The sequence below is a fragment of the Rhodanobacter sp. GW835-FHT13D09 genome, from assembly GCF_058793995.1.
In genome coordinates, this window is sequence record NZ_JBXAGL010000001.1 from 514,515 (window position 1) to 539,945 (window position 25,431).

Genomic DNA, 25,431 nt, shown 5'->3' on the forward strand with positions numbered 1-25,431 from the left:
TTCGGGCGACAGTATACCCCGTTTTACGTTTTACTAACACCCTGGGAACTCGCCGCAACTCACAAAATGGCAGGGTTTCCGCGCCTGTTCGACCCCTGCAGCGCCGCCAGGTTCCCGCCCGTGGAAACTGGCGACGGGCCACGCTTACACGATATAAAGGCGTGCAGCACCGCACCGATCGTGCCAGATCGCACCGGAATCAACCCAGCCCCATGAGCGCCACGCCGACGATCCGTCCATCCCAGCCGTTTCCGGTGGCGCGGGATCTTGCGGCCCTGCATGAGGCGGTGGAACGCCTGTTCGAGGCCGCCGACGCCGCCAGCGTGATGGAAATCTGCGAGCTGATGCTGGGCAACTTCGGCATCCAGGGCCGCCTGCGCTGGCGTCGCGGGGACGAATCCCCGGGGCACCTGACGGGGCAGATGGAGCTGGCCGTGGATCCCCAGGGCCCACGCACCCTGGTGCTGGACTGGGCCGACCTGCCGCTGCCCGAACCGGTCCGTGACCGGCTGGACTGGATGGGCCGGCTGGCCGGGGCCCGCCTGCGCCAACTGGCCGAGACCAGCCGCCTGTACGAGGCGATCTCGCGGCTGGCACAGGCAGAGCGGCTGCAGCGCGCCCTGTACGCGATCGCCGAGCAGGCCGGCGCCGAGCACGACATGCCGGAGATGACGCGCTCGCTGCACGCCATCGTCAGCAGCCTGATGTATGCGGAAAACTTCTACATCGTGCTTTACGACGCCGCCACCGACACGGTGCGTTTCCCCTACTACGTCGACATCAAGGACACCGACCCGCCGCCGGAACAGGGCCTGCCGTTACATGACATGCTGCACAGCCTGACCTGGAACCTGCTGCAGGAAGGCCGGCCGCTGATGGGCTCGATCGACGAGCTGCGCCAGCAGTTCGGCAACCACCTCATGCCGCTCGGCCCCAGCTGCGAGCAATGGCTGGGCGTGCCGCTGCTGCGCACCGGCCGCGTCGTCGGCGGCATCGTGATCCAGAGCTATCGCGACGACACGCATTATTCGCAACACGACCTGGAGCTGCTGAACTATGTAGCCCAGCACGTGCAGACCGCGCTGGAACGGCGCGAGGCGCACCTCGAACTGGGCCGCCGGGTCACCGATCGCACCGCCGCGCTGCGCGAGGCCAACCGCGTGCTGCGCCAGCAGGTGCTGCAGCGCCAGCGCGGTGAGCGCCTGCAGGCCGCGCTGTTCCGCATCGCCGAACTGGCCAGCGCGCCGGAAAGCCTGGATACGTTCTACGCGGCGGTGCACCAGGTCATCAGCGGCCTGCTGTACTCGCGCAATTTCTATATCGCGCTGATCGACGAGGAAAGCGGCCAGCTCACCTTCCCCTACTCGGTGGACGACGTGGAAGGCGTGCGACCGCCGCGCGCGCACGGCCGTGGCGCCAGCGAATACGTGCTGCGCCATGCCAAACCGCTGCTGGCCACGCCGGCCGAACTGGCCCGGCTCGCCGCACTCGGCGAGATCATCCACATCGGCGCACCCTCGGTGTGCTGGCTCGGCGTGCCGCTGATCTGGGGCGGCAAGGCGATGGGCGTGCTGGCGCTGCAAAGCTACTCGCCCGAGCACACCTACAACGAGCGCGACCAGGAGCTGCTGACCTTCGTCAGCTACCACATCGCCAACGCGCTGCAGCGCAAGCAGGCCGCCGCGTCGCTGAAGCACGCCTACGCCGGGCTGGAGCGTCGCGTCACCGAACGCACCCGTGCGCTGGCGCTGGCCAACCGCGACCTGCGCGAGCAGATCGCCGAGCGCGAACGGATCGAACGCCGCCTGAAGTACGAGACCCTGCACGACTCGCTCACCGGTCTGCCCAACCGCACCCTGCTGCTGCAGCGGCTGGAGCAGGCGATGCAGCGCCACCACGCGAACCCGGACGATCAGTTCGCCGTGCTGTTCATCGACCTGGACCGCTTCAAGGTGATCAACGACTCGGTCGGCCACCTGATCGGCGACGACCTGCTGTTCCAGGTCGGCGGGCGCATCCGCGCCTGCCTGAAGACCCGCGACGTGGTGGCGCGCCTCGGCGGCGACGAGTTCGCCGTGCTGCTGGAGGGCATCGTCGACACCCACAAGGCAAGCCTGATCGCCGAGCGCATCATCAGCGAACTGCACACGCCGTTCCGGCTCGGCACCAAGGAGATCTTCACCTCCGCCTCGATCGGCATCGCGCTGGCCAGCCCGCACTACCGCCAGCCGGAGGAATTGCTGCGCGACGCCGACGCGGCGATGTACCACGCGAAGGACGGCGGCCGCCACCGCGCCGCGATTTTCGACGACCGCCTGCGCCGCGAAGCGCTGTCGCTGCTGGACATGGAGAGCGACCTGCGCCACGCGCTCAGCCGCAACGAGTTCGAGCCGTTCTACCAGCCGATCGTGGAACTCGCCGACGGCCGCGTCGTCGGCTACGAGGCGCTGCTGCGCTGGCACCACCCCGAACGCGGCCTGCTGCCGCCGAACGACTTCCTGCTGATCGCCGAGGAATGCGGCTGCGCCGAGGCCATCGACTGGCAGATCTTCGAGCAGGTGTGCACCCAGGCCGTGCGGCTGATCGGCACCGAGGGCTTCATCAGCATCAACGTCTCCGGCCGGCACTTCCGCTCGGCCGACCTCGACCAGCGCCTGCTCGCGCTGTTCGACCAGTACGCCGTACCGACGCACTGCATCCGCATCGAGGTCACCGAGCACGCGCTGCTGGAGAATCCGACCCAGGTCAAGCAGATGCTGCAGAACCTGCGCAGCCAGGGCGTCGGCATCTCGCTGGACGATTTCGGCACCGGCTATTCCTCGCTCAGCTACCTGCACCAGTATCCGTTCGAGTCGCTGAAGATCGACCGCTCGTTCATCACCGAGCTGCCTGCCGACGACGCCGAGACCCAGGGTCTGGCGCTGGTGCGCACGATCCAGGTACTGGCCGATTCGCTGCGCATGAAGGTGATCGCCGAAGGCATCGAGGAGGAATCGCAGCGCCGGGCGTTGCTGTGGGTCGGCTGCCGCTATGGCCAGGGCTTCCTGTTCGCCGAACCGCAGCCCGCCAGCACCTGGCTCGACGCGGGCAGGTCGCTGCCTGCGGGCTGAGCGCCCTGCCGCGGCCGCCTCACCCGGCCGGCCGAAGGCCTCCGGTGAGGGGGTTTCTACTGCGCGGTCCCGGGCGCGCCGGGCGCCGCCGCCGTGCTGAGCAGGTGTTCGGCATCGATGCGGTCGAAGTGGTAGTGCTGCGCACAGAACTCGCAGATCACCTCGATCTCGTCGCCGCGCGCGGCCAGCGCCGCCTCCACCTCGTCACGGCCGAGCGAACGCAACATCGCGCTCACCCGCTCGCGGCTGCAGCTGCAGCCGAACGCCAGCGGACGCGGCTCGAACAGGCGCACCGATTCCTCGTGGTAGAGCCGGTACAGCAGCTGTTCCGGCGCGCTGGCCAGCAGTTCCGCCGCGCCCAGGGTGGCGGTCAGGTGCAGCACGCGGTTCCACGCATCGTCGTCCTGCACGGCATCGTGGCCGCCCTCGCCCGGCATCTTCTGCAGCATCAGGCCAACCGCGTGCTCGCCATCGGCGGCCAGCAGGATCCGCGCCGGCAGCTGCTCGGACTGCACGAAGTAGCCCTCCAGTGACGCCGCCAACCCGGCGTGCCGCAGGTCGACCAGACCCTGGTAGCGCTGGCCGCGATCGACGTTGCCGATGGTGATCGCCATCACCGCGTCGGCCAGCGCATCCAGCGCCAGCGGCTCGGGCAGCGGCGCGTTCCAGCGCGCCAGCCCGCGCAGGCGGCCGTGGTCGCTGCACTCGGCGAACAGCAGGCGCAACGCGGCGGCGCTCTTCAGCTCGATCGACAGCGCGCCGTCCAGCTTGATGTTGCCGGTCAGCAGCGCGCTGGCCGCCAGCGCCTCGCCCAGCAGCGCGTGCAGCGCCGGCGGGTAATCGGCGCGACCGGCCACCTCGCGCCAGGCCTGCCCCAGCCGCACCAGCGTGCCGCGCACCCCGGCGCGTTCGAGCAGGAAGCGGTGCAGCAGGTCTTCGACAGGCAGGTTTTCCACGACGGGCAGTCTCTTTGAGGACAAGCGCCCCAGATGGGGGCACGGCTGCTTCGGAACAACGCCCCTTATACTGCCCGCCTCTTTCCGCGCACGCCGCCATGCCCCTTCCGTTCCGACGCCCCCGCCTGATCCGCCTGCTGCGCGTGCTGGCGATCCTCGTGCTGGCATGGCTGGCGCTGAGCTGGCTGGTGGTGCTGGTGTTGCGCTTCGTGCCGCCGTGGACATCGGCGGTGATGCTGGAACGCCAGCTCGGCGCGTGGCTGCACGGCGAGCAGGATTTCCGCCTGCGCCAGCACTGGGTACCGTGGCAGCAGGTGTCGACATGGGTGCCGCTGGCGATGGTGGCCGGCGAGGACCAGAAATTTCCCTATCACCACGGCTTCGACCTCGATTCCATCCAGGACGCGCTCGACGCGGCCGACGACGGCAGGCGCCTGCGTGGCGCCAGCACGATCAGCCAGCAGACCGCCAAGAACCTGTTCCTGTGGAACGGCCGCAGCTTCGTGCGCAAGGGGCTGGAGGCGTACTTCACCGTGCTGATCGAACTGAGCTGGCCGAAGCAGCGCATCCTCGAGGTGTACATGAACATCGCCGAGCTGGGCGACGGCGTCTACGGCGTGGGCGCGGCCAGCGAGGCATACTTCCACGTTGCACCGGCCCAGCTCGGCCCGGCCCAGGCCGCTCGCCTCGCCGCGGTACTGCCGAGCCCGCGCCGGCTGCACGCCGACCGCCCCAGCGCCTACGTGCAGCGCCGCGCCGGCTGGATCCAGCAGCAGATGGTCCGGCTCGGCGGCCCCGGCTATGTCGAGGGCCGCGCGCCGCTGCGTCCGCCGCATTGAGCGCGGCTCGCCTCGCCGCAGCCAGTTGGTTAGCATGACGCCGACTTCCGCAGGTTCCACCCATGCCGCAGCTCACCGTCGTCGTTCCCGCCTACAACGAATCAGCCGTGCTGCGGCCGTTCCATGAGCGCCTGCGCAAGGTGCTGGACGGCCTGCCGCTGGCGTGTGACGTGCTCTACGTCGACGACGGCAGCCACGACGACACCTGGTCGATCATCGAGTCGCTGGTCGCCGCCGATCCACGCACCGGCGCGCTGAAGCTGTCGCGCAACTTCGGCAAGGAGGCGGCGCTGACCGCCGGACTCGACGCCGTGCTCGCCGATGCCGCGGTGGTGATCGATGCCGACCTGCAGGACCCGCCCGAACTGATTCCCGCCCTGGTCGAGCAATGGCAGGCCGGCTACGACGTGGTCTACGCCACGCGCAGCGCGCGCGAGGGCGAGAGCGGCTTCAAGCGCCTCACCGCGGCGGCGTTCTACCGCAGCATGGAGCGCCTGTCCGATACCGCGATCCCGCGCGACACCGGCGACTTCCGCCTGCTCTCGCGCCGGGCGCTGGACGCGCTGCAGCAGTTGCGCGAACGGCAGCGCTTCATGAAAGGCCTGTTCAGCTGGATCGGCTACCGGCAGACCGCCGTGCACTACCAGCGCGAACCGCGCCAGGCCGGCAGCACCAAGTGGAACTACTGGCGACTGGGCCAGCTGGCGATCGAGGGAATCACCTCGTTCTCCACCGCGCCGCTGCGGCTGGCCACCTGGGTCGGGCTGGCGGCGGCCGGGGTGTCCTTCGCCTACGGCGCCTTCGTGCTGCTCAAGGCCCTGCTCTACGGCGACCCGGTGCGCGGCTACCCCACCCTGATCCTGGTGGTCCTGTTCCTCGGCGGGATGCAGTTGCTGGCGCTCGGCGTGATCGGCGAATACCTCGGCCGCAACTATGCCGAGAGCAAGCAGCGGCCGCTGTATTTCATCGAGGAACGACGCCCGCCGCGTGCGCCGCGCTGAACCCGGCAGGGCTTCACAACTTCGCTACACGCCAGCCCGGCCGCGGCGCTAGACTCGTTCCGGGCGGCCCGCCCGGGCCGATGGGAGAGTCCAGCATGAGCCAGGTCAAGCATCTGCTGCAAGGCAAAGGCAACGCGATCTACAGCATCGCTCCGAGTGCACCGGTGCTCGAAGCGATCAAGCACATGGCCGAGCATCGGATCGGCGCCTTGCTGGTGATGCAGGGCGAGCAACTGGTCGGCGTCATCTCCGAACGCGACTACGCACGCAAGGTGATCCTGCAGGGACGCTCCTCGTCGCAGACCGCCGTGTCCGACATCATGAGCGGCACGCCGCTGACCGTCGGGCCGGACACCGACGTGTTCGACTGCATGCGCCTGTGCACCGACAGCCGCATCCGCCACCTGCCGGTGGTGCAGGGTGGCAAGGTGGTGGGCGTGATCTCGATCGGCGACCTGGTCAAGGCGGTGATCGACGCGCAAGCCGAACAGATCGAGCACCTGCAGCGCTACATCACCAGCTGAGGCGGGTCCCGGAAAGAAGCAGGCCTTGCACCGCCGGCTGGCGGCGCCCCCCTCATGGGAGGTTTGCGTGCTTCTCCGGCGCCAGGTCAGGCGACCAGCCGGCACGCCGCGCCACCATGGCCGCCAGCGCGGCGACGCCGGCGCCGGCCAGGGCCAGGCCGGCCACGCCCCAGCCCAGCAGGCGCAGCCCGCTCACCGCGCTGGTCACCACCAGGTCGCCGAAGCGCCAGACCGCAGTCTCCACGAAATTCTTGCCCTTGTAGCGGGTCTCGCGCGGCACCCGCGTGTACAACGCATCCACCGCCGGCTTGGTCATGCCGTAGGCGAAGCCGCGCGAAATCACCAGCATCACCGCCAGCAGCGGCACGGCATGACCGAGCAACACCAGGTTGCCGCCGCCCAGCAAGGCCACCGCGACCAGCAGCGTCAGGTTCACCAGCGCTGGCAGGACCAGTCCCCAGCCGGCACCGCGCCGCACCAGCAGCCACGGCGTCACGCTCAGCTGCAGCAGCGCGCCGAGCAGGTTGGTGGTCAGGTCGAGGTCGTTGTAGAACGCGGTGCGCGCCACCGCGTCGGCGAAATGCGCCTTCGCGTAATCGGCCACCAGTGCATAGGCCAGCGTGCCGATACCGTCGCCGAACAGCATCAGCAAGGCCATGTAGCGCAGGAACGGGCGCGACCAAAGCTCCTTGATGCCGGCCCACAGCGAGCCACCGACCGCCTCCTCGCCCCGGCTGCCCGATTGCCGGCCGTGAGCCGCCGACAGCCGCAGCAACAACGTCAGCGACAGCGACAGCGCCAGCGCCGACACCAGCAACAAAGGCGCCACGCCGATCAGCCCTACCAGCAGCTTGGTCACCAGCGGGCCGGAGATCGCGCCGCCCATCCCGCCCAGCGCGATCAGCGAGAACACCCGCCGCGCCTGGCCGCTCGAGAAGATGTCGGCCATGAAGCTCCAGAACAGCGACACCACGAACAGGTTGAACACGCTGACCCAGACGAAGAACACCACGCCCAGCTCGCGCGCGCCGATGCGCTCCTGCGCCATGAACGCGGGGATGAACGCAAGCAGGCACAGGATGAAGAAGCTGTAGCTCCAGCCCAGCAGCTGCCGGCGCCGGAAGCGCGCCACCAGCATGCCGAACAGCGGCGTCAGCAGCAGCATCACCACGAACACCGCGCCATAGAACAACGGCAGCGACTGCGAGCCGACCGCACCGCTCAGCTGGTCCCGGACCGGCCGGATGATGTAGTACGAGGTCATCACGAAAAAGAACGCCAGCGCGGACATCGTCGGCGCCGCGGCTTGTTCCACAACGGCTTGGCGGGGCAAACTCACGGGCGCATCCAGCGTGGGGCGCGGCAAGCCTAGCATGCGATCACGCCCATCCAGTCAGGCACGGGGAGCCCCCTTGCACAGCTACGACTACATCATCGTCGGCGCCGGCTCGGCCGGCTGCGTGCTGGCCAACCGGCTCAGCGCCGACCCGGGCAAGCGCGTGCTGTTGCTGGAAGCCGGTCCCGCGGACTGGAACCCGTTGATCCACATGCCCGCCGGCATCGCCCGGCTGGCCAACAACCGCACGCTCAACTGGAACTACCGCACCGAGCCGGAACCGATGCTCGGCCAGCGCCGCCTGTGGTGGCCGCGCGGCAAGACACTCGGCGGCTCCAGTTCGATCAACGCGATGTGCTACATCCGCGGCGTGGCGGCCGACTACGACCACTGGGCCGCGGCCAGCGGCGACCCGCGCTGGTCATGGCGCGAGGTGCTGCCGTGGTTCCTGCGCAGCGAGGACAACAGCCGCGGCGCCAGCGCGCTGCACGGCGTCGACGGCCCGCTCGGCGTTGCCGACCTGCGCCATCACAACCTGCTGTCGGAGGCTTTGATCGACGCGGCCGCGAGCGCCGGCTTCCCACGCAACGACGACTTCAACGGCGAACGGCAGACCGGCTTCGGGCTGTACCAGGTGACCCAGCGCCAGGGCGCGCGCTGCTCGTCGGCCACGGCATTCCTGAAGCCGGTGCGCCAGCGCGCGAACCTGCACGTGCGCACGCATGCGCTGGTCGGGCGCGTGCTTATCGAGCATGGCCGGGCCGTCGGCGTGCAACTGCGTCGCGGCCGGCACGACGTCGAGCGGATCGAGGCGGGCGAGGTGATCCTCGCCGGCGGCGCGATCAATTCGCCGCAGCTGCTGATGCTGTCCGGGCTCGGCCCGGCCGACCACCTGCGCGAACACGGCATCGCGGTGCGCGCCGACCTGCCCGAGATCGGCGCCAACCTGCAGGACCACCTGGACATCTGCACGCTGGACGGCAATCCCGGCAAGCTCAGCTACGACCACCTCAACGAGCTGTCCGCCGGTTGGCGCTGGCTGCGCCATCGCGACGGGCCAGGCAGCTCCAACGTGGCCGAGGCCGGCGGTTTCGTGCGCAGCCGCCACGCCGCCGATGCGCGCTGCGACCTGCAGTTCCACTTCGTGCCCGCACTGCTCGACGACCACGGCCGCCACCGCCTGCCCGGCTACGGCTATACCCTGCACGCCTGCTACCTGCACCCGCGCAGCCGCGGCCGGTTGCGCCTGCGCTCGGCCGATCCGGCACAGCCGATCGCGATCCATGCCAACTACCTGGGCGACAAGGAAGGCCACGACCTGAAGGTGATGATTGAAGCGGCGCGGCTGTCGCGCAGGATCCTCGACCAGGCCGCGTTCGCGCCGCATCGCGGCGCCCCGGTGTTCCCCGAGCGCCGGATCAGCACCGACGCCGAGTACGCCGACTTCATCCGGCGCAAGGCGGAAACCATCTACCACCCGGCCGGCACCTGCCGCATGGGCAGGGACGATCGCGCGGTGGTCGACAGCGAGCTGCGCGTGCGCGGCGTGGAGTGCCTGCGCGTGGTCGATGCCTCGGTGATGCCAGCCCTGCCCAGCGGCAACACCAACGCGCCCACGATCATGGTCGCCGAACGGGCCGGCGCGCTGATCCTCGGCGCGGGTTGACCCGTCCGTTGTGGATCGCCACGAAGTGCAAGACAATCGGCAGGATCACGATCGATGGAACGATCGGCCCATCGCCGAGTTCCCGCCCCGAGGCGACTCCCACGCCGGAATCACACCAGACACCATGCAGTTTCGAACGACCTTCCTGCTGATCGCGGGCACGCTGGGGCTGGCCTGCACGCCGGTTCGCGCCGCCACCCCGCTCACCACGCCGAGCGTTTCGCCGGCCACCGGCCACGCAACGCAGGAGCTGCCGCCAGCGCGCGTCAAGCAGACCCTTGCCGACTACCAGCACTGGCTGGATCGCCTCGCCGAGCGCCACGCCGTCGCCGGGCTGGCCACGGCCGTGGTGGTCGACGACAAGGTCGTCTACGAACATACCGTCGGTTACGCCAATACGGTCACCAGGCAGCCGATCACCCCGGAGACCGTGTTCCGGCTCGCCTCGCTGTCGAAGGCGTTCGCCACCGCCGTCACCGGGTTGCTGGTCGACGACGGCAAGCTGGGATGGGATACCCGGCTGATCGACGTGCTGCCGTACTTCAAGCTGAAGGACATGCAGGCGGCCTCGCACGCCACCGTCGCCGATATCCTCGGCCAGCGCCTGGGCCTGCCGCGCAACACCTACGACAACATGCTCGAGGGTGACGCGCCCTACGAGGAACTGGTGCGCAAGCTGGACGAGGTCAGCATGGTCTGCGGCGTGGGCCAGTGCTACGGCTACCAGAACGTCGCCTTCAGCATGATCGGCGACGTGGTGCTGGCGCGCACCGGCGACTTCTTCTACCGCCAGGTCGACAAGCGCATCTTCTACCCGCTGGGCATGACCACCGCCAGCTATGGCCGCGCCGCGCTGGAATCCAGCAAGAGCTGGGCACGCCCGCACCGCCCCACCAGCGGCGGCTGGGTGCCGTTCGAGCCCAGCGAAACCTATTACCGGGTCGCCCCGGCGGCCGGCGTCAATGCCAGCCTGCGCGACATGGAAAAGTGGCTGATCGCTCAGATGGGCGGCCGCCAGGATGTATTGCCCGGCAGCCTGCTCGACGTGCTGCACACCCCCGGCGTCGCCACTCCCAGCGAGCTGCACGCCACGCCCTGGCGCAGCGGACGCCTGACCGCCGCGCACTACGCGCTCGGCTGGCGGGTCTACAAGTACGGCGGCGAGACCCTGATCTACCATGCCGGCGCCGTGGCCGGCTATCGCACCATGATCGGATTCTTCCCGAAGTACCGCACCGGCGTGGTCACCCTGTGGAATTCCACCGGGCCGATGCCCAGCGGGCTGATGCCGATGGTGTTCGACGCGTTGCTGGGGTTGCCGCACGTGGACTGGGCCGGCGTCGAAAGCAACGCCAAGCCGGCAGCGGCCGCGCCGAAGTCCGCATCGCGGCGGCCGCATCGCGCATCACGCCGTCGCTGAGCCCCGGTCGGTCGGTGCCGGCACGATCAGAGCTTGAACTCGATCCGCTGCTGCTTGGTGCTGGAGACGGCCACGCCGCTGCGCATGGCTGGAGTGAACTGATAGCGCTCCACCGCGTCCATCGCGGCGCGATCGAAAACGTGGCGCGGCTGCGATTCGACCACCCTGACGTCGCTGGTCCTGCCGTCGGGATCCACCGTGAACGACACCACCACCCAGCCTTCCTGGCGCGCGCGCATGGCCGCGGTGGGGTAGCGCGCACTGGCCCCCTTCACCAGCACCGCCGCGCTGGTCTGCGCGGTGTCGCCGCCTTCGCTGCTCGCCACGCTGCCGGCCGTCGGCGCCGACGGGCCGGCCGCCGCCTGACGCGACGGCTGCGCGGCGCGCGACACCTCTGCCTTCTGCGCGGCCAGCTGGGTCTTCTGCTGCTCGGCCAGTTGCTCCGCCGCCTGCTTGTCGGCCGCGGCCTTCTGCGCAGCCACCTGGGCCGCCGCCTTCTGCTGTTCCTGCGCCAGCTGCTGCTTGTCCACCGTCTTGCGCTGGGCATCCAGTTTGGAACGCAGGATGGTCAGGGTGAAGTTGGCCGCGTCGGCCTTGGCCAGCAGGTCGATCTGGCGCTGCGCTTCGTTGAAGTCGCGCGAGTTGATCGACTGCTCGGCCGAGGTGGCGGCGAACGGGAAGGTCTCGCGCAGCGCGTCGGAAGCCACCTTGTTGCCGGGCTCCTTCTGCAGCACGCGCAGGTAGAACTCGAACGCGTTGTTGCCGGCCGGCGCCAGGTAGCGCTGCTCGTTCATGGCGGTGCGTGCCTCGGCCAGCAACTGGTCGATGCCCATCACCGCCACGTTGGCCGGCGGGGGCGCCGCCACCTGCGTCGTGGTCGACACCGGCGTCGACGGATGGCCGCCCGAATCGGCCATGATCAGCTCCTGGTGCGGCTTGATGATCAGGAACCAGGCGCCCACGGCGAGCAAGGCAAAAATGGAGATGATGGTAATGAGCATGGGCTTGGCGGCCCCGCGCGCATGCCGGCGCACGTCGAGTGTGTATCGGGTATCCATGGTCTCTCGCTGAGTGTCGACAGATACCCGCGCTTTTTCCCCCCTGTCGATCCAGGAGCGGCGAATCCCCTGATTCGCCGCGGCGCGGATGGAGGAAAGGTAACTCCAATGTCCCGGCACGGCAAATGGCGCGGGAGTTCACGGCAGCGCGCGCCGATTTGTCCAACGCGACCGCGACGCCTGGCGGCGGCGGACGGTGGCGGAACCAATGGCGGAAAGGCCCGGCGCCGCGTCGAGGAAAATGCGCGGCAGGCGCCGACGCCGACTTCCGTACCCCTGAAACGAAGCGTCCCGGCCAGGCCGGGACGAAGGCTTCTCGAAGTGCTCTCCCCGCGCTGGGCACCGCGGGGAGAGAAGTCGACAACTTTTCTGATTGTAGGGTGAAGCGCGTGGCTTACTTCTTCGCTTTCGCGGTCCGGGTGGCCTTCACCACCTTGGCCGGTGCAGCCTTCTTCGCAGTGGCCTTCTTCGCAACCTTCTTCGCAACCTTCTTCACGGCAGCCTTCTTGGCGGCCGCCGGCTTCTTGGCCGCCGGCTTCTTGGCGACCTTCTTCGCAGCCTTCTTGGCGGCCGGCTTCTTGGCAACCGGCTTCTTCGCGGCAGCCTTCTTCACGGCGGGTTTCTTGGCGGCGGCCTTCTTGGCGGCCGGTTTCTTTGCAGCGGATTTCTTGGCAGTGGCCATGGTTCGTCTTAGCTCCTCATCAGTTGGCAGTGGTTGCCCAGTAAAAGCGTGAAGGAACGCTTCGACCAACAAGTCGCTGTTGGTAGCGTGCCGAAGATTGTTCACTTGGCGGTGGGTGCGTAAATCAGAAAGTCGCCGCAGCACATGCAACGGAATCGAGACGGTGATCTTGCGTACTGCGTTGGCTTTTTCACCGTGCTCGACATACGGCTTGATGAATTTCGTTGTCGCCATAAAACACATTCCCCGTGATCTGTTGCGAAAGCTATCCCCGAAGATTTCGGCTGTCAATTGATTTCATCCATGAAATCAATCCGCTCCGACCCGCCCCGGACGGGTCGAAAACCCGGTACGACAAGGCTTTCGGGGTAATGCATCGGCATTATGTTTGGACGTCCATACGTCCAAACATAATCTGCACGAAAACAAGGCATGCCCTTGAAACCCTTGCAGTGCAATGCTTTTCAGGCACTTGCCATGTTTCATGGCGAAAATCCTGTTGCGAGACGCGCTCGCAAAACGAGTCGCGTCGCGGGTCGTCCAGCCGCATTCCACAGATGAACGAAACGCGACTGGGGGTGGCTGCAGCGGTCTCCCCGCAGGGAGAAAAAATCCGCCGTCCCGGGGGAGTGGCACCCGCGCCGGCGATGTCGCGGGCGACGGACGACGGCGCCTGTCCGACACCATTCGTCGATCCCGATTCGCCACGACGCGACGACCAGATGTGCAACGACGAAGGTCCGCATGCGCTGCCCCGGCATCGAGGCGATGGCATCGCCGCGCACGGGAAGGGATTCGTTTCGCACCGTCGGCATCCGCCGGGAACGCGGCGATGGCACCATCAAAAACGACGCCGGCCGCACATGGCGGCCGGCGGGGTTACACGGAAAGACGGAGGTTCAGTGATCTTCGTTCTCGACCAGTTCCTCGTACTCGTTCGCATCGAGCAGCTCGCCAAGCTCGGCGCGGTCGCTCGGACGCACGAGGAAGATCCAGCCTTCGCCGAAGGCGTCCTCGTTGATCGTCTCGGGCTTGTCGTTGAGCAGTTCGTTGACCGCAACCACCTCGCCGGACACCGGCGAGTAGATGTCCGAGGCGGCCTTCACCGACTCGACCACGGCCGCCCCGGTGCCGGCCTTCACCGCGGAGCCGATTTCCGGCAGCTCCACGTAGACCAGATCGCCGAGCTGGTCCTGTGCGTGGTCGGAGATGCCCACCCGGACCAGGCCGTCATCTTCGGCGCGGGCCCATTCGTGGGATTTGAGGAATTTCAGATCGCCGGGAATCTCGCTCATGATCGGGGTCCAGTCGTTGGGTTGGGTCGGGGTACTGGCGGAGATTCTAGCCACATCCGCCGTCGGAAAAACGTGTTGCGCGGAGCTGCTCAGATCCCTTCGCAGGGCTTGCCGTCGCGCACGAACGGGTACTTCACCAGGCGCACCGGCACCTCGCGGCCGCGGATGTCCACCCGGGTCGCACCCGGTTCGCCCACCGGGATGCGCGCGAACGCCACCGCCTTGTCGAGGGTCGGCGCGAAGCTGCCGGAGAGGATTTCGCCCTCGCCGTTGGCGGTGAACACCTTCTGGCCGTGGCGCAGCACGCCCTTCTCGTCCAGCACCAGGCCGACCATCACGCGCTTCACGCCGGCGGCCTTCTGCGCCTCCAGCACCTTGCGGCCGATGAAATCGCGGCCCTCGTCCAGTGCGATGGTCCAGCCGAGGTTGGCCTCCCACGGCGACACGGCCTCGTCCATGTCCTGGCCGTAGAGGTTCATGCCGGCTTCCAGACGCAGCGTGTCGCGCGCACCGAGGCCGGCCGGCTTCACGCCGGCGGCGGCCAGCGCCTCCCACAGCGCCACCGCATGCTCGGCCGGCACGATGATCTCGAAGCCGTCCTCGCCGGTGTAGCCAGTACGCGCCACGAACAGCGGCATGCCATGCGGGCCCTGCGCCGCCGCGGCGGCGAATTTGCCCAGCTTCTCGATGCGCGGGCGATCCACCTCGTGCAGCACGCCAAGCACCTTCGCGCGCGCGTGCGGACCCTGCACTGCGATCATCGCGAACTCGGGGCGCTCCTTCACCTGCACGTCGAACGCCTCCGCCTGCCGTTCGATCCAGGCCAGGTCCTTGGCGCGGGTGGCGGCGTTCACCACCAGCCGGTAGAACTCGTCGCCGAGGAAGTACACGATCAGATCGTCGATCACCCCGCCCTGCTCGTTCAGCATGCACGAGTACAGCGCCTTGCCGTGCGCCTTGAGCTTGTCCACGCTGTTGGCCAGCAGGTGGCGCAGGAAGTCCCTCGTGCGCGCACCATGCAGGTCGATCACGGTCATGTGCGAGACGTCGAACATGCCGGCGTCGCGGCGCACCGCGTGATGTTCCTCGATCTGCGAGCCGTAGTTGATCGGCATGTCCCAGCCGCCGAAGTCGACCATGCGCGCCCCGAGCGCGCGGTGGGTGGCGTTGAGTACGGTTTTCTCGGTCATCGCGGAGGTCGCCTGGCGGGGGAAGTCCCGCATTATCGCCGCCGGCCCCAGGCAATCCAAGCGGTGCGCGGCCGTTGGCCGCGGCACGTCAGTCGTCCGCGCCGCCGTCCAGCGTGGCCACGATCCGCGCCACCACCTGTTCGGCCAGTTCCTCCGGCCGCCGCCCGCCCCCCGCCAGGTGGATGTCCGGCGCCTCGGGGCGCTCGTACGGCGCGTCGATGCCGGTGAAATTGCGGATCGCGCCGGCACGGGCCTTGCGGTACAGCCCCTTGGGGTCGCGCCGCTCGCATTCCTCCAGCGGCGTGTCGACGAACACCTCCATGAACTCCGAGGCGGCGAACAGCTCGCGTGCCGACTGCCGCTCGCTGCGGTACGGCGAGATCACGCTGACCAGCACGATCAGCCCGGCGTCCACCATCAGCTGCGCCACCTCGGTGATGCGCCGGATGTTCTCCACGCGGTCCTCCGGGGTGAAGCCCAGGTCGCGGTTGATGCCGTGGCGCACGTTGTCGCCGTCGAGCAGGTAGGTGTGGCAGCCCAGCGCGTGCAGGCGTCGCTCGACCAGGTTGGCGACGGTGGACTTGCCGGCGCCGGACAGGCCGGTGAACCACAGGCACAGCGGCTGCTGCCCCTTGCTGGCGGCGCGCACGGACTTGTCGATGTCGACATGCTGCCAATGCACGTTGGCCGAGCGGCCCAACGCGAAGTCGAGCATGCCGCATGCCACCGTGGCGTTGCTCTGGCGGTCGATCAGGATGAAGCCGCCCAGCGTGCGGTTGTCCGCGTAGGCCTCGAACGCGACCTCCTCGTCCAGGCCAAGCGTGCAGTAGCCGACCTCGTTGAGTTCCAGGTGGCGCGCGGCCAGCCGTGCCTGGCTGTTGACATCCACCTTGTGCTTGATCGCCATCACCCGCGCGTTGACCGTGCGCGTGCCGAGCTTCAGCCAGTAGGCGCGATTGGGCAGCAGCGCGCTGTCGCCCAGCCACAGCAGATGGCAGGTGAACTGGTCGGCCACCGGCGCCGGTCGCAGCGCGTCGGCGATCACGTCGCCGCGGCTGGCATCCAGCTCGCGGTCCAGGCACAGCGTCACTGCCTGGCCGTCGCCCGCGCTGTCCAGGTCGCCGTCGGCGGTGACGATGCGCTCGATGCACGCCCGCTGCAGGCCGGGCTGCACCACCACCTCGTCGCCCTTCGCCACGCGGCCACCGCAGATCGTGCCGGCGTAGCCGCGGAACGACTGGTCGGGCCGGTTCACCCACTGCACCGGCATGCGGAAATCCGCCGCCCGGGCCGGCGCCGCATCGGCCGATTCCAGCAACTCCAGCAGGCTGGGGCCCTGGTACCACGGCATGCGCGCCGAACGCGTGCCCACGTTGTCGCCGCCCGGCGCGATCACCGGCAGGCACTCCACGCGGGCAATGCCCAGCGCCTGCGCCAGCGCCCGGTAGGCCTCGCTGATCTCGCGATAGACGGCCTCGTCGCCATCGACCAGATCCATCTTGTTCACCGCCAACACCACCTGGCGGATGCCGAGCAGGCTGCATATATATGTGTGCCGGCGCGTCTGCGGCAGCAGGCCCTTGCGCGCGTCCACCAGCACCACCGCCAGCTCGGCGTTGGAGGCGCCGGTGGCCATGTTGCGCGTGTACTGCTCGTGGCCGGGGCAGTCGGCCACGATGAAGCTGCGCCGCGCGGTGTGGAAGTAGCGGTAGGCGACGTCGATGGTGATGCCCTGCTCGCGCTCCGCGTCCAGCCCGTCAGTGAGCAGGGCGAAATCCAGCGTGTCGCCCGCATCGGCATGCAGCCGTCGGCTGTCGTGCGCCAGCGCGGCGAGCTGGTCGTCCGACACGGTGCCGGCGTCGTACAGCAGGCGGCCGAGCAGGGTGCTCTTGCCGTCGTCCACGCTGCCGCAGGTGATGAAACGCAGCAGACTCTTGTCGGTATCGGCAGCCGTGATGGCGGAAGCGGTCGGAGCGGCCATCAGAAGTAGCCCTCCTGCTTCTTGCGCTCCATCGAGGCGTCGGGGTCGTGGTCGATCACCCGGCCCTGCCGCTCGGAGCTGCGCGAGTCAGCCATCTCGGCGATGATCTTGTCCAGCGTGTCGGCGGACGATTCCACCGCGCCGGTGAGCGGGTAGCAGCCCAGCGTGCGGAAGCGCACCTCGCGCATTTCCACCGCCTCGCCCGCGCGCAGCGTGAAGCGCTCGTCGTCGACCATGATCAGGGCGCCGTCACGCGCCACCACCGGGCGTGGCCTGGCGAAGTACAGCGGCACCACCGGGATGCCCTCGCGGCGGATGTACAGCCACACGTCCATCTCGGTCCAGTTGGACAGCGGGAACACCCGCACGCTCTCGCCCTTGCGGATCTGCGTGTTGTAGGTATGCCAGAACTCCGGGCGCTGGCGCTTCGGGTCCCAGCGGTGCTGCGCGTTGCGGAACGAGAACACGCGCTCCTTCGCGCGCGACTTCTCCTCGTCGCGGCGGGCCCCGCCGATCGCCGCGTCGAAGCCATACCGGTCCAGCGCCTGCTTCAGCGCCTGGGTCTTCATCACGTCGGTGTGCACGGTGGCACCGTGGGTGAGCGGCGAGATGCCCTGGCGCACGCCTTCCTCGTTGATGTGCACCAGCACCTGCACGTCACCTACCGCGGCCACCTGGTCGCGGAACGCGATCATCTCGCGGAATTTCCAGGTGGTGTCCACGTGCAGCAGCGGCAGCGGCGGCTTCGCCGGGTAGAAGGCCTTGCGCAGCAGGTGCAGCAGCACCGAGGAATCCTTGCCGATCGAATACAGCATCACCGGATGGCGGAAGCTGGCCGCCACCTCGCGGAAGATGTGGATGCTTTCCGCCTCCAGATCGTCCAGGTGCGAATGCGTCGGCGCGTTGTCTGTGCTCATGCGTGGAACCCAAGCTGGTCTTGCGCGGACGCGCCATCGCGCGCCGGTTATCAGCATGTTACGCGATCGCCGGCGGGGTTCCGAAATAACCTCGGCGCGCCGTGCAGTGCATGCAGGGCATATGCGGGTGAATTTCCCCTCCCCCTGCGTGCAGGGAGAGGCCGGAAGGGGGTGCTTCTCGGGATGAGCGCACGAGCAAAAAGCACCCCACCCCAACCCTCCCCTGCGTGCAGGGGAGGGTGCGCGACGCACGTCAGACGATCGCCGGATACACCGGCTCGGCGTCCAGCGTGGCCGCGCACACCGCGGCCAGTTCCAGCAGGCGCAGGTCCGAGCCGCGCGCACCGACCAGTTGCAGGCCTACCGGCATGCCGTTCGGCAGCGTGCCCATCGGCAGGCTCACCGCGGGGCAGCCGGCCAGGCTGGCGAAGCTGGTGAGGTCGGCCTGCGAATCGGGCACCGGGCCGTCCAGCGGGAATGCGCCCTGCGGCGTGGTGGGCAGCACCAGCACGTCGACCTGGGCGAACAGCCGGCGCATCTTCAGCGTGGCCGCGTCGAGCACGCGGTCGGCCCGCGCGTAGTCGGCGGCACTCTTGCCGGCGGCGTAGCCGAGCAGGCGGCGGAAGTGTTCCGACACCGGGCGTTCGGTGCTGGCCAGGTCCGCGGCGAAGGTGCCGAGCATCTCCGCCTCCATCAGCAGCAGGCCGGCGCGGCGGGTCCTGGCGAAATCCCAGTCGGCGAAGTCGACCGTGCGCAGCTCGCCCAGCGCGTGCGGCAGCTTCGCCAGCGCCGCCTCGAACACCTCGATCACTTCCGGCTGCACGCCCGGCGCGGCGAGATCCGGCAGCAGGCCGGTGCGCAGGTTGCCCGGCTCCCAGTCCGGCGGCGCGAGCGCGACCCGGCGCCGGCGCGAACGCGCGTCATCGGCGTCGTAGCCGGCCAGCACCTGCAGCAGCACGGTGAGGTCCTCCACGCTGCGCGCCAGCAGGCCGACCGCGTCGAGCCGGCGCGCGGCCGGCAGCATGCCGCGGGTGGAGATCTCTCCGTGCGTGGGCTTCAGCGCGTACACGCCGCAGTAGCTGGCCGGGATGCGGATCGAGCCGAGACTGTCCGAACCGACCGCGGCCACCGCCAGCCCCGCGGCCACTGCGGCCGCGGCGCCGCCGGAAGAACCGCCGGCGGTGTAGCCGTGGCGATACGGGTTGTGGGTGGCGCCGAAATGCGGGTTGTCGGTGACCGCGCCCAGCGCGCCCTCGTCCATGTTGGTCTTGCCCAGCAGCATCGCGCCGGAGGCGCGCAGCCGCGCCACCACGTGGGAGTCCTCCTGCGCCGGCCGGCCGCGGCCAGGCAGGCCGGCCCGGGTGGGCCAGCCGGCGATGTCGAAGTTGTCCTTCAGCGCGATCGGGATGCCGTCCAGCCGGCCGATCACGCCGTCGCGGCGGCGCCGGTCGGCCAGTTCCGCCTGGTCCTGCAGCAGGCCGGAGCGCTGGTCGACATAGGCATGCAGCCCGGGGTCGATCCGTTCGATCGCCTGCTGGTACACATCGGCCAGCGCCCGCGGCTGCACCCGGCCCACCGCCAGCCAGTGCAGCAGCTGGCACAGCGAGGCGCGGCGCAGGTCGAGGTCGGCGATCGGCGGCATCGAATTCATGGACACTCCTCGGGTTGGCCGATTATCGCCGCCTCCGATGACGCTATTGCAAGCGGTAGCGCAGCACGCGTTGCCGCCCGCCGCCCGAAAACGGACAATGGCGGCCTGGGTCCATACCCGCAGGCACGGCAAACACCCGCCCCTTCACCCGTATCAGGAATTCCGCCATGAGCGAACGCGAAACCATGGAATACGACGTCGTCGTGGTCGGCGCCGGCCCGGCCGGCCTGTCGTTCGCGATCCGCCTGAAGCAGATCAAGCCTGAAGCGAGCGTGTGCGTGATCGAGAAGGCCTCGACCGTCGGCGCGCAGATCCTCTCCGGCGCGGTGATCGAGCCGCAGCCGCTGGACGCGCTGCTGCCGGGCTGGCGCGACCGGCCACCACCTATTTGCGTGCCCGCCGGCGAGGACGAGTTCTGGCTGCTGTCGAAAACCGGCGGGCGCAAGCTGCCGGTGGTGCCGCCGGGCATGCGCAACCACGGCAACTTCATCGTCTCGCTGGGCGCCATGTGCGCGTGGCTGGCGCCGCAGGCCGAGGCGCTGGGCGTGGACGTGTTCCCCGGCTTCGCCGCCGCCGACAACATCTATAACGAGGACGGTTCGGTCGCCGGCGTGCGCATCGGCGACATGGGCGTGGCGAAGGACAGCACGCACAAGAGCGGCTACACCCAGGGCATCGACATCAAGGCCAGGGTCACCGTGCTGGCCGAGGGCGCGCGCGGCAGCCTCACCAAGCAATTGATCAAACGCTTCGCGCTGGACAAGGACAGCGAACCGCAGGGTTATTCCATCGGCATCAAGGAGCTGTGGCAGCTGCCGCCCGGCCGCGTCACCCCGGGCAAGATCGTGCACAGCTTCGGCTGGCCCGCCGACACGCATACCTATGGCGGCAGCTTCATGTACCACCTGGACCAGGACCGCATCGCGCTCGGCTACGTCAGCGGGCTCGACTACAGCGACCCGGCGTACCAGCCGTGGGAAGCGTTCCAGCAGTGGAAGAACCACCCGATGAACCAGCCGCTGCTGGAAGGCGGCAGCATCCTTTCCGCCGGCGCGCGCGCCATCGTCACCGGCGGCTGGCAGTCGCTGCCCAGGTGCGAGATGCCCGGCGCGCTGCTGATCGGCGACACCGCCGGCCTGCTCAACGTGCCGAAGGTGAAAGGCACGCACCAGGCGATCAGGAGCGGCATGCTGGCCGCCGAGCACCTGGCCGCGAACGGCCTGGACCCGGCCGGCTTCGACGCGAAGCTGCGCGACTCGGACGCGATGGCCGAGCTGAAGAAGGTGCGCAATATCAAGCCCGCGTTCAAGAAGGGCCTGTGGTTCGGCATGCTCAACGCCGCCTGGGAAACCGTCACCGGCGGGCTGTCGCCGTGGACGCTGAAGAACAAGGCCGACTGGTCCAGCCTGCACAAGCTCGGCCAGCAGGAGGAGCCCAAGCGCGACTACGTACAGCGCCCGCTGCCCCCACGCGATCGCCTGGCCGGCGTCTACTTCGCCGCCACCGAGCACGACGAGGACCAGCCCGTCCACCTGCACGTGGCCGATACCGACATCTGCGCCACCAAGTGCGTCGAGGAATACGACAACCCCTGCACCCGCTTCTGCCCGGCCGCGGTCTACGAAATGGTGGAAGACACCAGCGCCCGTCACGGCAAACGCCTGCAGGTCAACGCGGCCAACTGCGTGCACTGCAAGACCTGCGACATCAAGGACCCGTACGAGATCATCACCTGGGTCACGCCGGAGGGCGGCTCGGGGCCGAATTATCAGAACCTGTAAAACGTAGCAGCCGACATTCAGTCGCGCCCGGGCAGCTCGTCCGGGCACTGTCCACGCCGGCCAAGCAGGCCGTCACGCAAGCCTTGCAGCATGCAGCGCAGGTTGCTCAGGCGCGGGCCGACCAACACGCCGAACAGGAACAGCTTGGCCAGCACGCGCGGCAGATCCTGTGCAATCCATGTCCGTGGCGTATGCGGCAATCGGTACAGCAGCAGGCGATTGCGCATCATGTAATACAGCCGTAGCGGACCGTGCACCACGATCTGCCGGCGACCGAACGGCAGCGCACGACGGGCGTCGCCGAGACGGTGATGCATGGTCGCCGCGCACACGCCATGCAGCGTGTAGCCCCGCGCCCGTGCGCGGAAACTCCATTCCAGATCCACATTGTCGATGAACAGGCCCGCATCCATCGGGCCAACCTCGTCGAGCACGACCAGCGGTATCAGCGCGCCCGAGCTGATCAGGAAATCGCATGCGATGGACGGCGTATCGGCGTCGCACCACAGCTTGCGGTTCAACGGGAAAGCCACTCGCACGAAGGGCGCATCACGATGCTCGCGCAGGTCATGGAAACGCGGCCCCACCGCAGCGACCCTGCCTGTCGCGGACAGCACCTGCAGCGCCCGCAACAGGGCAGCCACCATGCCGGCGCCCGGCCGGCTGTCCTGGTCCAACAGCAGCACATGGCGAAAGCCGCGCGCGCGTGCATAGTCAATGCCGACATTCTGCGCCGCGGCCAGTCCGATGTTGCGCGGCTGATCCAGCAACGCCCCGCCATGGGCGGCCAACCGTGCACCAATCGCCGCCTGCCAGCCGCCGTCGCTGGCATTGTCGACCAGCGCCACGGCGCCGACCTGCGGTATCACCCTCTCGAGCAGATCGGCGATCGCCGCCGGATCGGGCTGATAGCTGACGATCACCGCACAGATGTCGCTGACGGAAGTCTCAGTCATGTCGCAGCAAGTCCCGCAACATCGAGCGACCGCCGGTGCCATAGCGGCGATAGCAGCCGCTGCGCGCCTCCCGCACGATCGCCGGCAGGCGCCGCAGCCGTGGCAGGCGGCCGATCGCCACGCGCCGATCGAAATGGCTGGACTTGTGGTGCACCTGCGCGACACGTTCGACGCTGCCGCGGAATTCACTCCGGGCCAGAAATGCCTCAAGTCGCCGCAGGCGCAGCGCCTCGTCGGACAACAGGCGGCCACGCGGCAGCAGCAGGTCCCGCCACTTCATCGCCAGCGTGCGCCTGCGCATGCCGATCTGGTTGGCACCATGCTGGCGGTAATCGATCAGCGGCTCGTCGACAAAGTCGACCCTGCCGACCGCCGCCGCCACTGCAGTCAGCCATTCATCGTGGACCCAGCCTGTTTCCACCGGCAGCGCCAAGTCGACTAGCCTGCGTCGCAATGCCGCGGTGGCACCGGTCACGAAACTGCGCCTCAGCACCACCTCGAACGCATGGCCGGCATGGATCGTCTGCTTCTCCCGCGGCGTCAACTGCAGCGCATCGAACAGCGAGCATTGCAGCGAATGGCCCTGTGCATCCACCAGCCGCGCATCGCTGTGCAGCAGCAACAGCGACGGATCCTGCTCGAATCGGTCGGCCATCCGCGCCAGCTTGTCGGCATGCCACACATCATCCTGGTCGCAGAGAAACAGCAGCTCGCCCGCCGCTGTGCTCAGACCCGCGGAAAAATTGTCGACATAACCGAGATTCTCCCGGTTGCAACGCAACTGCACCGCGATGCCGGCCTCGCGCGCACGCCGTGCGAACGCCTGCAGGATGTCCATGCCGGCATCGGTCGAGCCGTCATCGCCGATCACGATCTCGTCGGGCAGGCGAGTCTGCGCCAGCAGGCTGTCCAGCTGCGGCTGCAGATAGGCAGCTCCGTTGTAGGTACAAAGCACGATGGAAAGGCGCGGTCGCGTCATGATCACCCGTTATTGCAGGCAGCCCTGGCCCAAGCCAAGCGGCCGCCAGGGCACCGTCGTTACCGCCACGTGCCGGGCCTGCCGGTGCCGCTGCATCATACCGGAACGGATGGCCGTACCGGACACCCGCCGAATTCGGGGCGCCGCGGATCCGGCCCCCACTCGGGTTAGAATGGGTACTTGTCTCATTACCGCATGGCGTCCGGCAGGCGCCCGCAGAAGGAATCATCGATGAAAATTCTGGTCGGCTACAAGCGCGTCGTGGACTACAACGTGCGCATCCAGGTCAAGCCCGACGGCAGCGGCGTGGTCACCGACGGCGTCAAGCTGTCCGCCAACCCGTTCGACGACATCGCACTGGAAGAGGCGCTGCGACTGCGCGAGAAAGGCGTGGCCGAGGAAGTGCTCGTGGTCGGCATCGGCCCAGTCGATCTCACCGCGCACCTGCGCAACGGCCTGGCGATGGGCGCCAATCGCGCCATCCACGTGGTCACCAGCGACGCCGTGCAACCGCTGACCGCCGCCCGCGTGTTCCTCAAGCTGATCGAGAAGGAACAGCCCGGCCTGGTGATCCTCGGCAAGCAAGCCATCGACGACGATGCCAACCAGACCGGCCAGATGCTGGCCGCGCTGTGGGACCGCCCGCAGGCTACCTTCGCCAGCAAGGTGGCGATCGCCGATGGCAAGGCCACGGTGACACGCGAGATCGACGCCGGCCTGGAAGTGATCGAGGCCGAGCTGCCCGCCGTGATCACCACCGACCTGCGCCTCAACGAGCCGCGCTTCATCAAGCTGCCCGACATCATGAAGGCCAAGAGCAAGCCGATCGACACGATCGAGTTCGGCTCGCTCGGCGTCGAGGCGAACGACCACCTGAAGACCACGCACTACGCCGCACCGGCCAAGCGCAGCAAGGGCGTGATGGTGAAGGACGCAGCCGAGCTGGTCGCTGCGTTGAAGCAGAAAGGACTGCTGTAACCACATCATTCATTCCCTCTCCCTTCGGGAGAGGGTGGCCGCAGGCCGGGTGAGGGCACGGACGAAGCGAAATATTCACGCATCGCCGGACCCTCACCCCGACCCCTCTCCCGCAGGGAGAGGGGCTCAAGAGACAGAGAGAGAGACAACGCCATGAGCAAGATTCTCGTCATCGCCGAACACCTCGGCGGCAAGCTGAACTCCTCCACCGCGCGCGCGGTGAGCGCCGCCGTCGCGGTCAAGCCCGAGGCCATCGACGTGCTGGTGCTCGCCGACAGCGTCGACGCGATCGCCGCCGAAGCCGCGAAGATCGACGGCGTGAGCCGCGTGCTCACGGTGGCCCGCGCCGAAAACGCACACCCGCTGGCCGCCTTACTGGCGCCGCAGATCGCCAGGGCCGCCGTCGACTACAGCCATGTGTTCGTGCCTTCAACCACTTTCGGCAAGGACGTCGCCCCGCGCGTCGCCGCGCTGCTCGGCGTGGCCCAGGTCAGCGACGTCATGAGCGTGGAAGCCGCACACACCTTCAAGCGCCCGATCTACGCCGGCAACGCGATCATCACGGTCGAGGCCGATCCGGCGCACACCGTCGTGGCCACGATCCGTTCGGCCTCCTGGCCAGCCGCTGCGAACGGTGCCAACAGCGCACCAGTCGAGGCATTGACCGTCGACGCCGCACTACCCACGCACACCCGTTTCATCGAACTGAAGCAGGGCAGCAGCGACCGCCCCGACCTGCAAAGCGCCAGCAGGGTCGTCTCCGGCGGCCGCGGCGTGGGTTCGAAGGAAAACTTCGACATCATCTTCAAGTTCGCCGACAAGATCGGTGCCGCCGTCGGCGCCTCGCGCGCCGCGGTGGACGCCGGCTATGTGCCCAGCGACCTGCAGGTTGGCCAGACCGGCAAGATCATCGCCCCCGAGCTCTACATGGCCATCGGCATCTCCGGCGCCATCCAGCACCTCACCGGCATCAAGGACGCCGGCACCATCGTGGCGATCAACAAGGATGGCGAGGCGCCGATTTTCGAGGTGGCCGATCTCGGCCTGGTGGGGGATTTGTTCAAGATCATTCCGGAGCTGGAGGCGGCTCTGGGCTGAACGATACAAGGTG

At 68.4% G+C, this 25,431-nt stretch carries 20 protein-coding genes; 9 read left to right on the top strand and 11 right to left on the bottom strand.

Going from position 1 to position 25,431, the window contains the following annotated elements:
* Positions 1–212: 212 nt before the first annotated feature.
* Entirely contained in the window at positions 213–3,110 is a 2,898-nt protein-coding gene (locus AC1Q5A_RS02365; RefSeq protein WP_492697873.1) for a bifunctional diguanylate cyclase/phosphodiesterase, read from the top strand.
* Between the two features lie 56 nt (positions 3,111–3,166).
* Here AC1Q5A_RS02365 and hslO read toward each other — a convergent pair whose 3' ends face one another.
* Positions 3,167–4,066, bottom strand: coding sequence for an Hsp33 family molecular chaperone HslO (gene hslO, locus AC1Q5A_RS02370; protein ID WP_492697875.1), 900 nt, complete (start codon positions 4,064–4,066; stop codon positions 3,167–3,169).
* 98 nt (positions 4,067–4,164) lie between these two features.
* Here hslO and mtgA point away from each other — a divergent pair, with 98 nt between their 5' ends.
* The 3 genes from mtgA (at position 4,165) to AC1Q5A_RS02385 (ending at position 6,430) form a co-directional block, all read left to right on the top strand.
* Positions 4,165–4,905: a monofunctional biosynthetic peptidoglycan transglycosylase gene (mtgA, locus tag AC1Q5A_RS02375; protein WP_492697876.1), complete on the top strand. Its 741-nt coding sequence runs from the start codon at positions 4,165–4,167 to the stop codon at positions 4,903–4,905.
* Between the two features lie 62 nt (positions 4,906–4,967).
* Positions 4,968–5,906 (top strand): glycosyltransferase family 2 protein, encoded by a 939-nt coding sequence (locus AC1Q5A_RS02380; RefSeq protein ID WP_492697878.1) that lies wholly within the window; start codon positions 4,968–4,970, stop codon positions 5,904–5,906.
* 95 nt (positions 5,907–6,001) lie between these two features.
* On the top strand, positions 6,002–6,430 hold the full coding sequence (locus AC1Q5A_RS02385; RefSeq protein WP_492697880.1) for a CBS domain-containing protein: 429 nt from the start codon (positions 6,002–6,004) through the stop codon (positions 6,428–6,430).
* Positions 6,431–6,482: 52 nt separating this feature from the next.
* On the opposite strand, the gene AC1Q5A_RS02390 is transcribed toward AC1Q5A_RS02385, so the two are convergent.
* Entirely contained in the window at positions 6,483–7,721 is a 1,239-nt protein-coding gene (locus AC1Q5A_RS02390) for an NTP/NDP exchange transporter (protein WP_492698106.1), read from the bottom strand.
* A gap of 121 nt (positions 7,722–7,842) precedes the next feature.
* Here AC1Q5A_RS02390 and AC1Q5A_RS02395 point away from each other — a divergent pair, with 121 nt between their 5' ends.
* Together AC1Q5A_RS02395 and AC1Q5A_RS02400 are read left to right on the top strand one after the other, a co-directional pair.
* Positions 7,843–9,432: a GMC family oxidoreductase gene (locus AC1Q5A_RS02395; RefSeq protein WP_492697882.1), complete on the top strand. Its 1,590-nt coding sequence runs from the start codon at positions 7,843–7,845 to the stop codon at positions 9,430–9,432.
* Positions 9,433–9,556: 124 nt separating this feature from the next.
* Positions 9,557–10,852: a serine hydrolase domain-containing protein gene (locus tag AC1Q5A_RS02400; RefSeq protein ID WP_492697884.1), complete on the top strand. Its 1,296-nt coding sequence runs from the start codon at positions 9,557–9,559 to the stop codon at positions 10,850–10,852.
* Between the two features lie 26 nt (positions 10,853–10,878).
* On the opposite strand, the gene AC1Q5A_RS02405 is transcribed toward AC1Q5A_RS02400, so the two are convergent.
* From AC1Q5A_RS02405 to AC1Q5A_RS02435, 7 genes are all read right to left on the bottom strand, one after another.
* Positions 10,879–11,910: an energy transducer TonB gene (locus AC1Q5A_RS02405; RefSeq protein WP_492697886.1), complete on the bottom strand. Its 1,032-nt coding sequence runs from the start codon at positions 11,908–11,910 to the stop codon at positions 10,879–10,881.
* Positions 11,911–12,304: 394 nt separating this feature from the next.
* On the bottom strand, positions 12,305–12,826 hold the full coding sequence (metJ, locus tag AC1Q5A_RS02410; protein ID WP_492697888.1) for a met regulon transcriptional regulator MetJ: 522 nt from the start codon (positions 12,824–12,826) through the stop codon (positions 12,305–12,307).
* A gap of 665 nt (positions 12,827–13,491) precedes the next feature.
* Positions 13,492–13,887: a glycine cleavage system protein GcvH gene (gene gcvH, locus AC1Q5A_RS02415; protein WP_114340673.1), complete on the bottom strand. Its 396-nt coding sequence runs from the start codon at positions 13,885–13,887 to the stop codon at positions 13,492–13,494.
* An 89-nt stretch (positions 13,888–13,976) separates the two neighbouring features.
* Positions 13,977–15,077 carry a glycine cleavage system aminomethyltransferase GcvT gene (gene gcvT / locus AC1Q5A_RS02420; protein WP_492697890.1) on the bottom strand — a complete coding sequence of 367 codons (1,101 nt, stop codon included), beginning with the start codon at positions 15,075–15,077 and terminating at the stop codon, positions 13,977–13,979.
* 88 nt (positions 15,078–15,165) lie between these two features.
* Positions 15,166–17,058 (bottom strand): adenylyl-sulfate kinase, encoded by a 1,893-nt coding sequence (gene cysC / locus AC1Q5A_RS02425; protein ID WP_492697892.1) that lies wholly within the window; start codon positions 17,056–17,058, stop codon positions 15,166–15,168.
* Positions 17,058–17,975 (bottom strand): sulfate adenylyltransferase subunit CysD, encoded by a 918-nt coding sequence (gene cysD / locus AC1Q5A_RS02430; protein ID WP_492697894.1) that lies wholly within the window; start codon positions 17,973–17,975, stop codon positions 17,058–17,060. The genes cysC and cysD overlap by 1 nt, the downstream gene beginning before the upstream one ends.
* 253 nt (positions 17,976–18,228) lie before the next feature.
* Entirely contained in the window at positions 18,229–19,626 is a 1,398-nt protein-coding gene (locus AC1Q5A_RS02435; RefSeq protein WP_492697896.1) for an amidase, read from the bottom strand.
* Between the two features lie 167 nt (positions 19,627–19,793).
* Between AC1Q5A_RS02435 and AC1Q5A_RS02440 the strand changes: the two genes are divergently transcribed.
* Positions 19,794–21,407 carry an electron transfer flavoprotein-ubiquinone oxidoreductase gene (locus AC1Q5A_RS02440; protein ID WP_492697899.1) on the top strand — a complete coding sequence of 538 codons (1,614 nt, stop codon included), beginning with the start codon at positions 19,794–19,796 and terminating at the stop codon, positions 21,405–21,407.
* Between the two features lie 17 nt (positions 21,408–21,424).
* Here the strand turns inward: AC1Q5A_RS02440 and AC1Q5A_RS02445 are convergent, their stop codons facing one another.
* Positions 21,425–22,363, bottom strand: a complete 939-nt coding sequence (locus AC1Q5A_RS02445; protein ID WP_492697901.1) for a glycosyltransferase family 2 protein — start codon at positions 22,361–22,363, stop codon at positions 21,425–21,427.
* A complete protein-coding gene (locus tag AC1Q5A_RS02450) occupies positions 22,356–23,342 on the bottom strand; it encodes a glycosyltransferase family 2 protein (protein ID WP_492697903.1) in 987 nt (328 codons plus the stop codon). Before AC1Q5A_RS02450 ends, AC1Q5A_RS02445 begins: the two co-directional genes overlap by 8 nt.
* A gap of 231 nt (positions 23,343–23,573) precedes the next feature.
* Between AC1Q5A_RS02450 and AC1Q5A_RS02455 the strand changes: the two genes are divergently transcribed.
* Positions 23,574–24,320 (top strand): electron transfer flavoprotein subunit beta/FixA family protein, encoded by a 747-nt coding sequence (locus AC1Q5A_RS02455; RefSeq protein ID WP_492697907.1) that lies wholly within the window; start codon positions 23,574–23,576, stop codon positions 24,318–24,320.
* Between the two features lie 153 nt (positions 24,321–24,473).
* Positions 24,474–25,418 (top strand): electron transfer flavoprotein subunit alpha/FixB family protein, encoded by a 945-nt coding sequence (locus tag AC1Q5A_RS02460; protein WP_492697908.1) that lies wholly within the window; start codon positions 24,474–24,476, stop codon positions 25,416–25,418.
* The last annotated feature ends 13 nt before the right edge of the window (positions 25,419–25,431 follow it).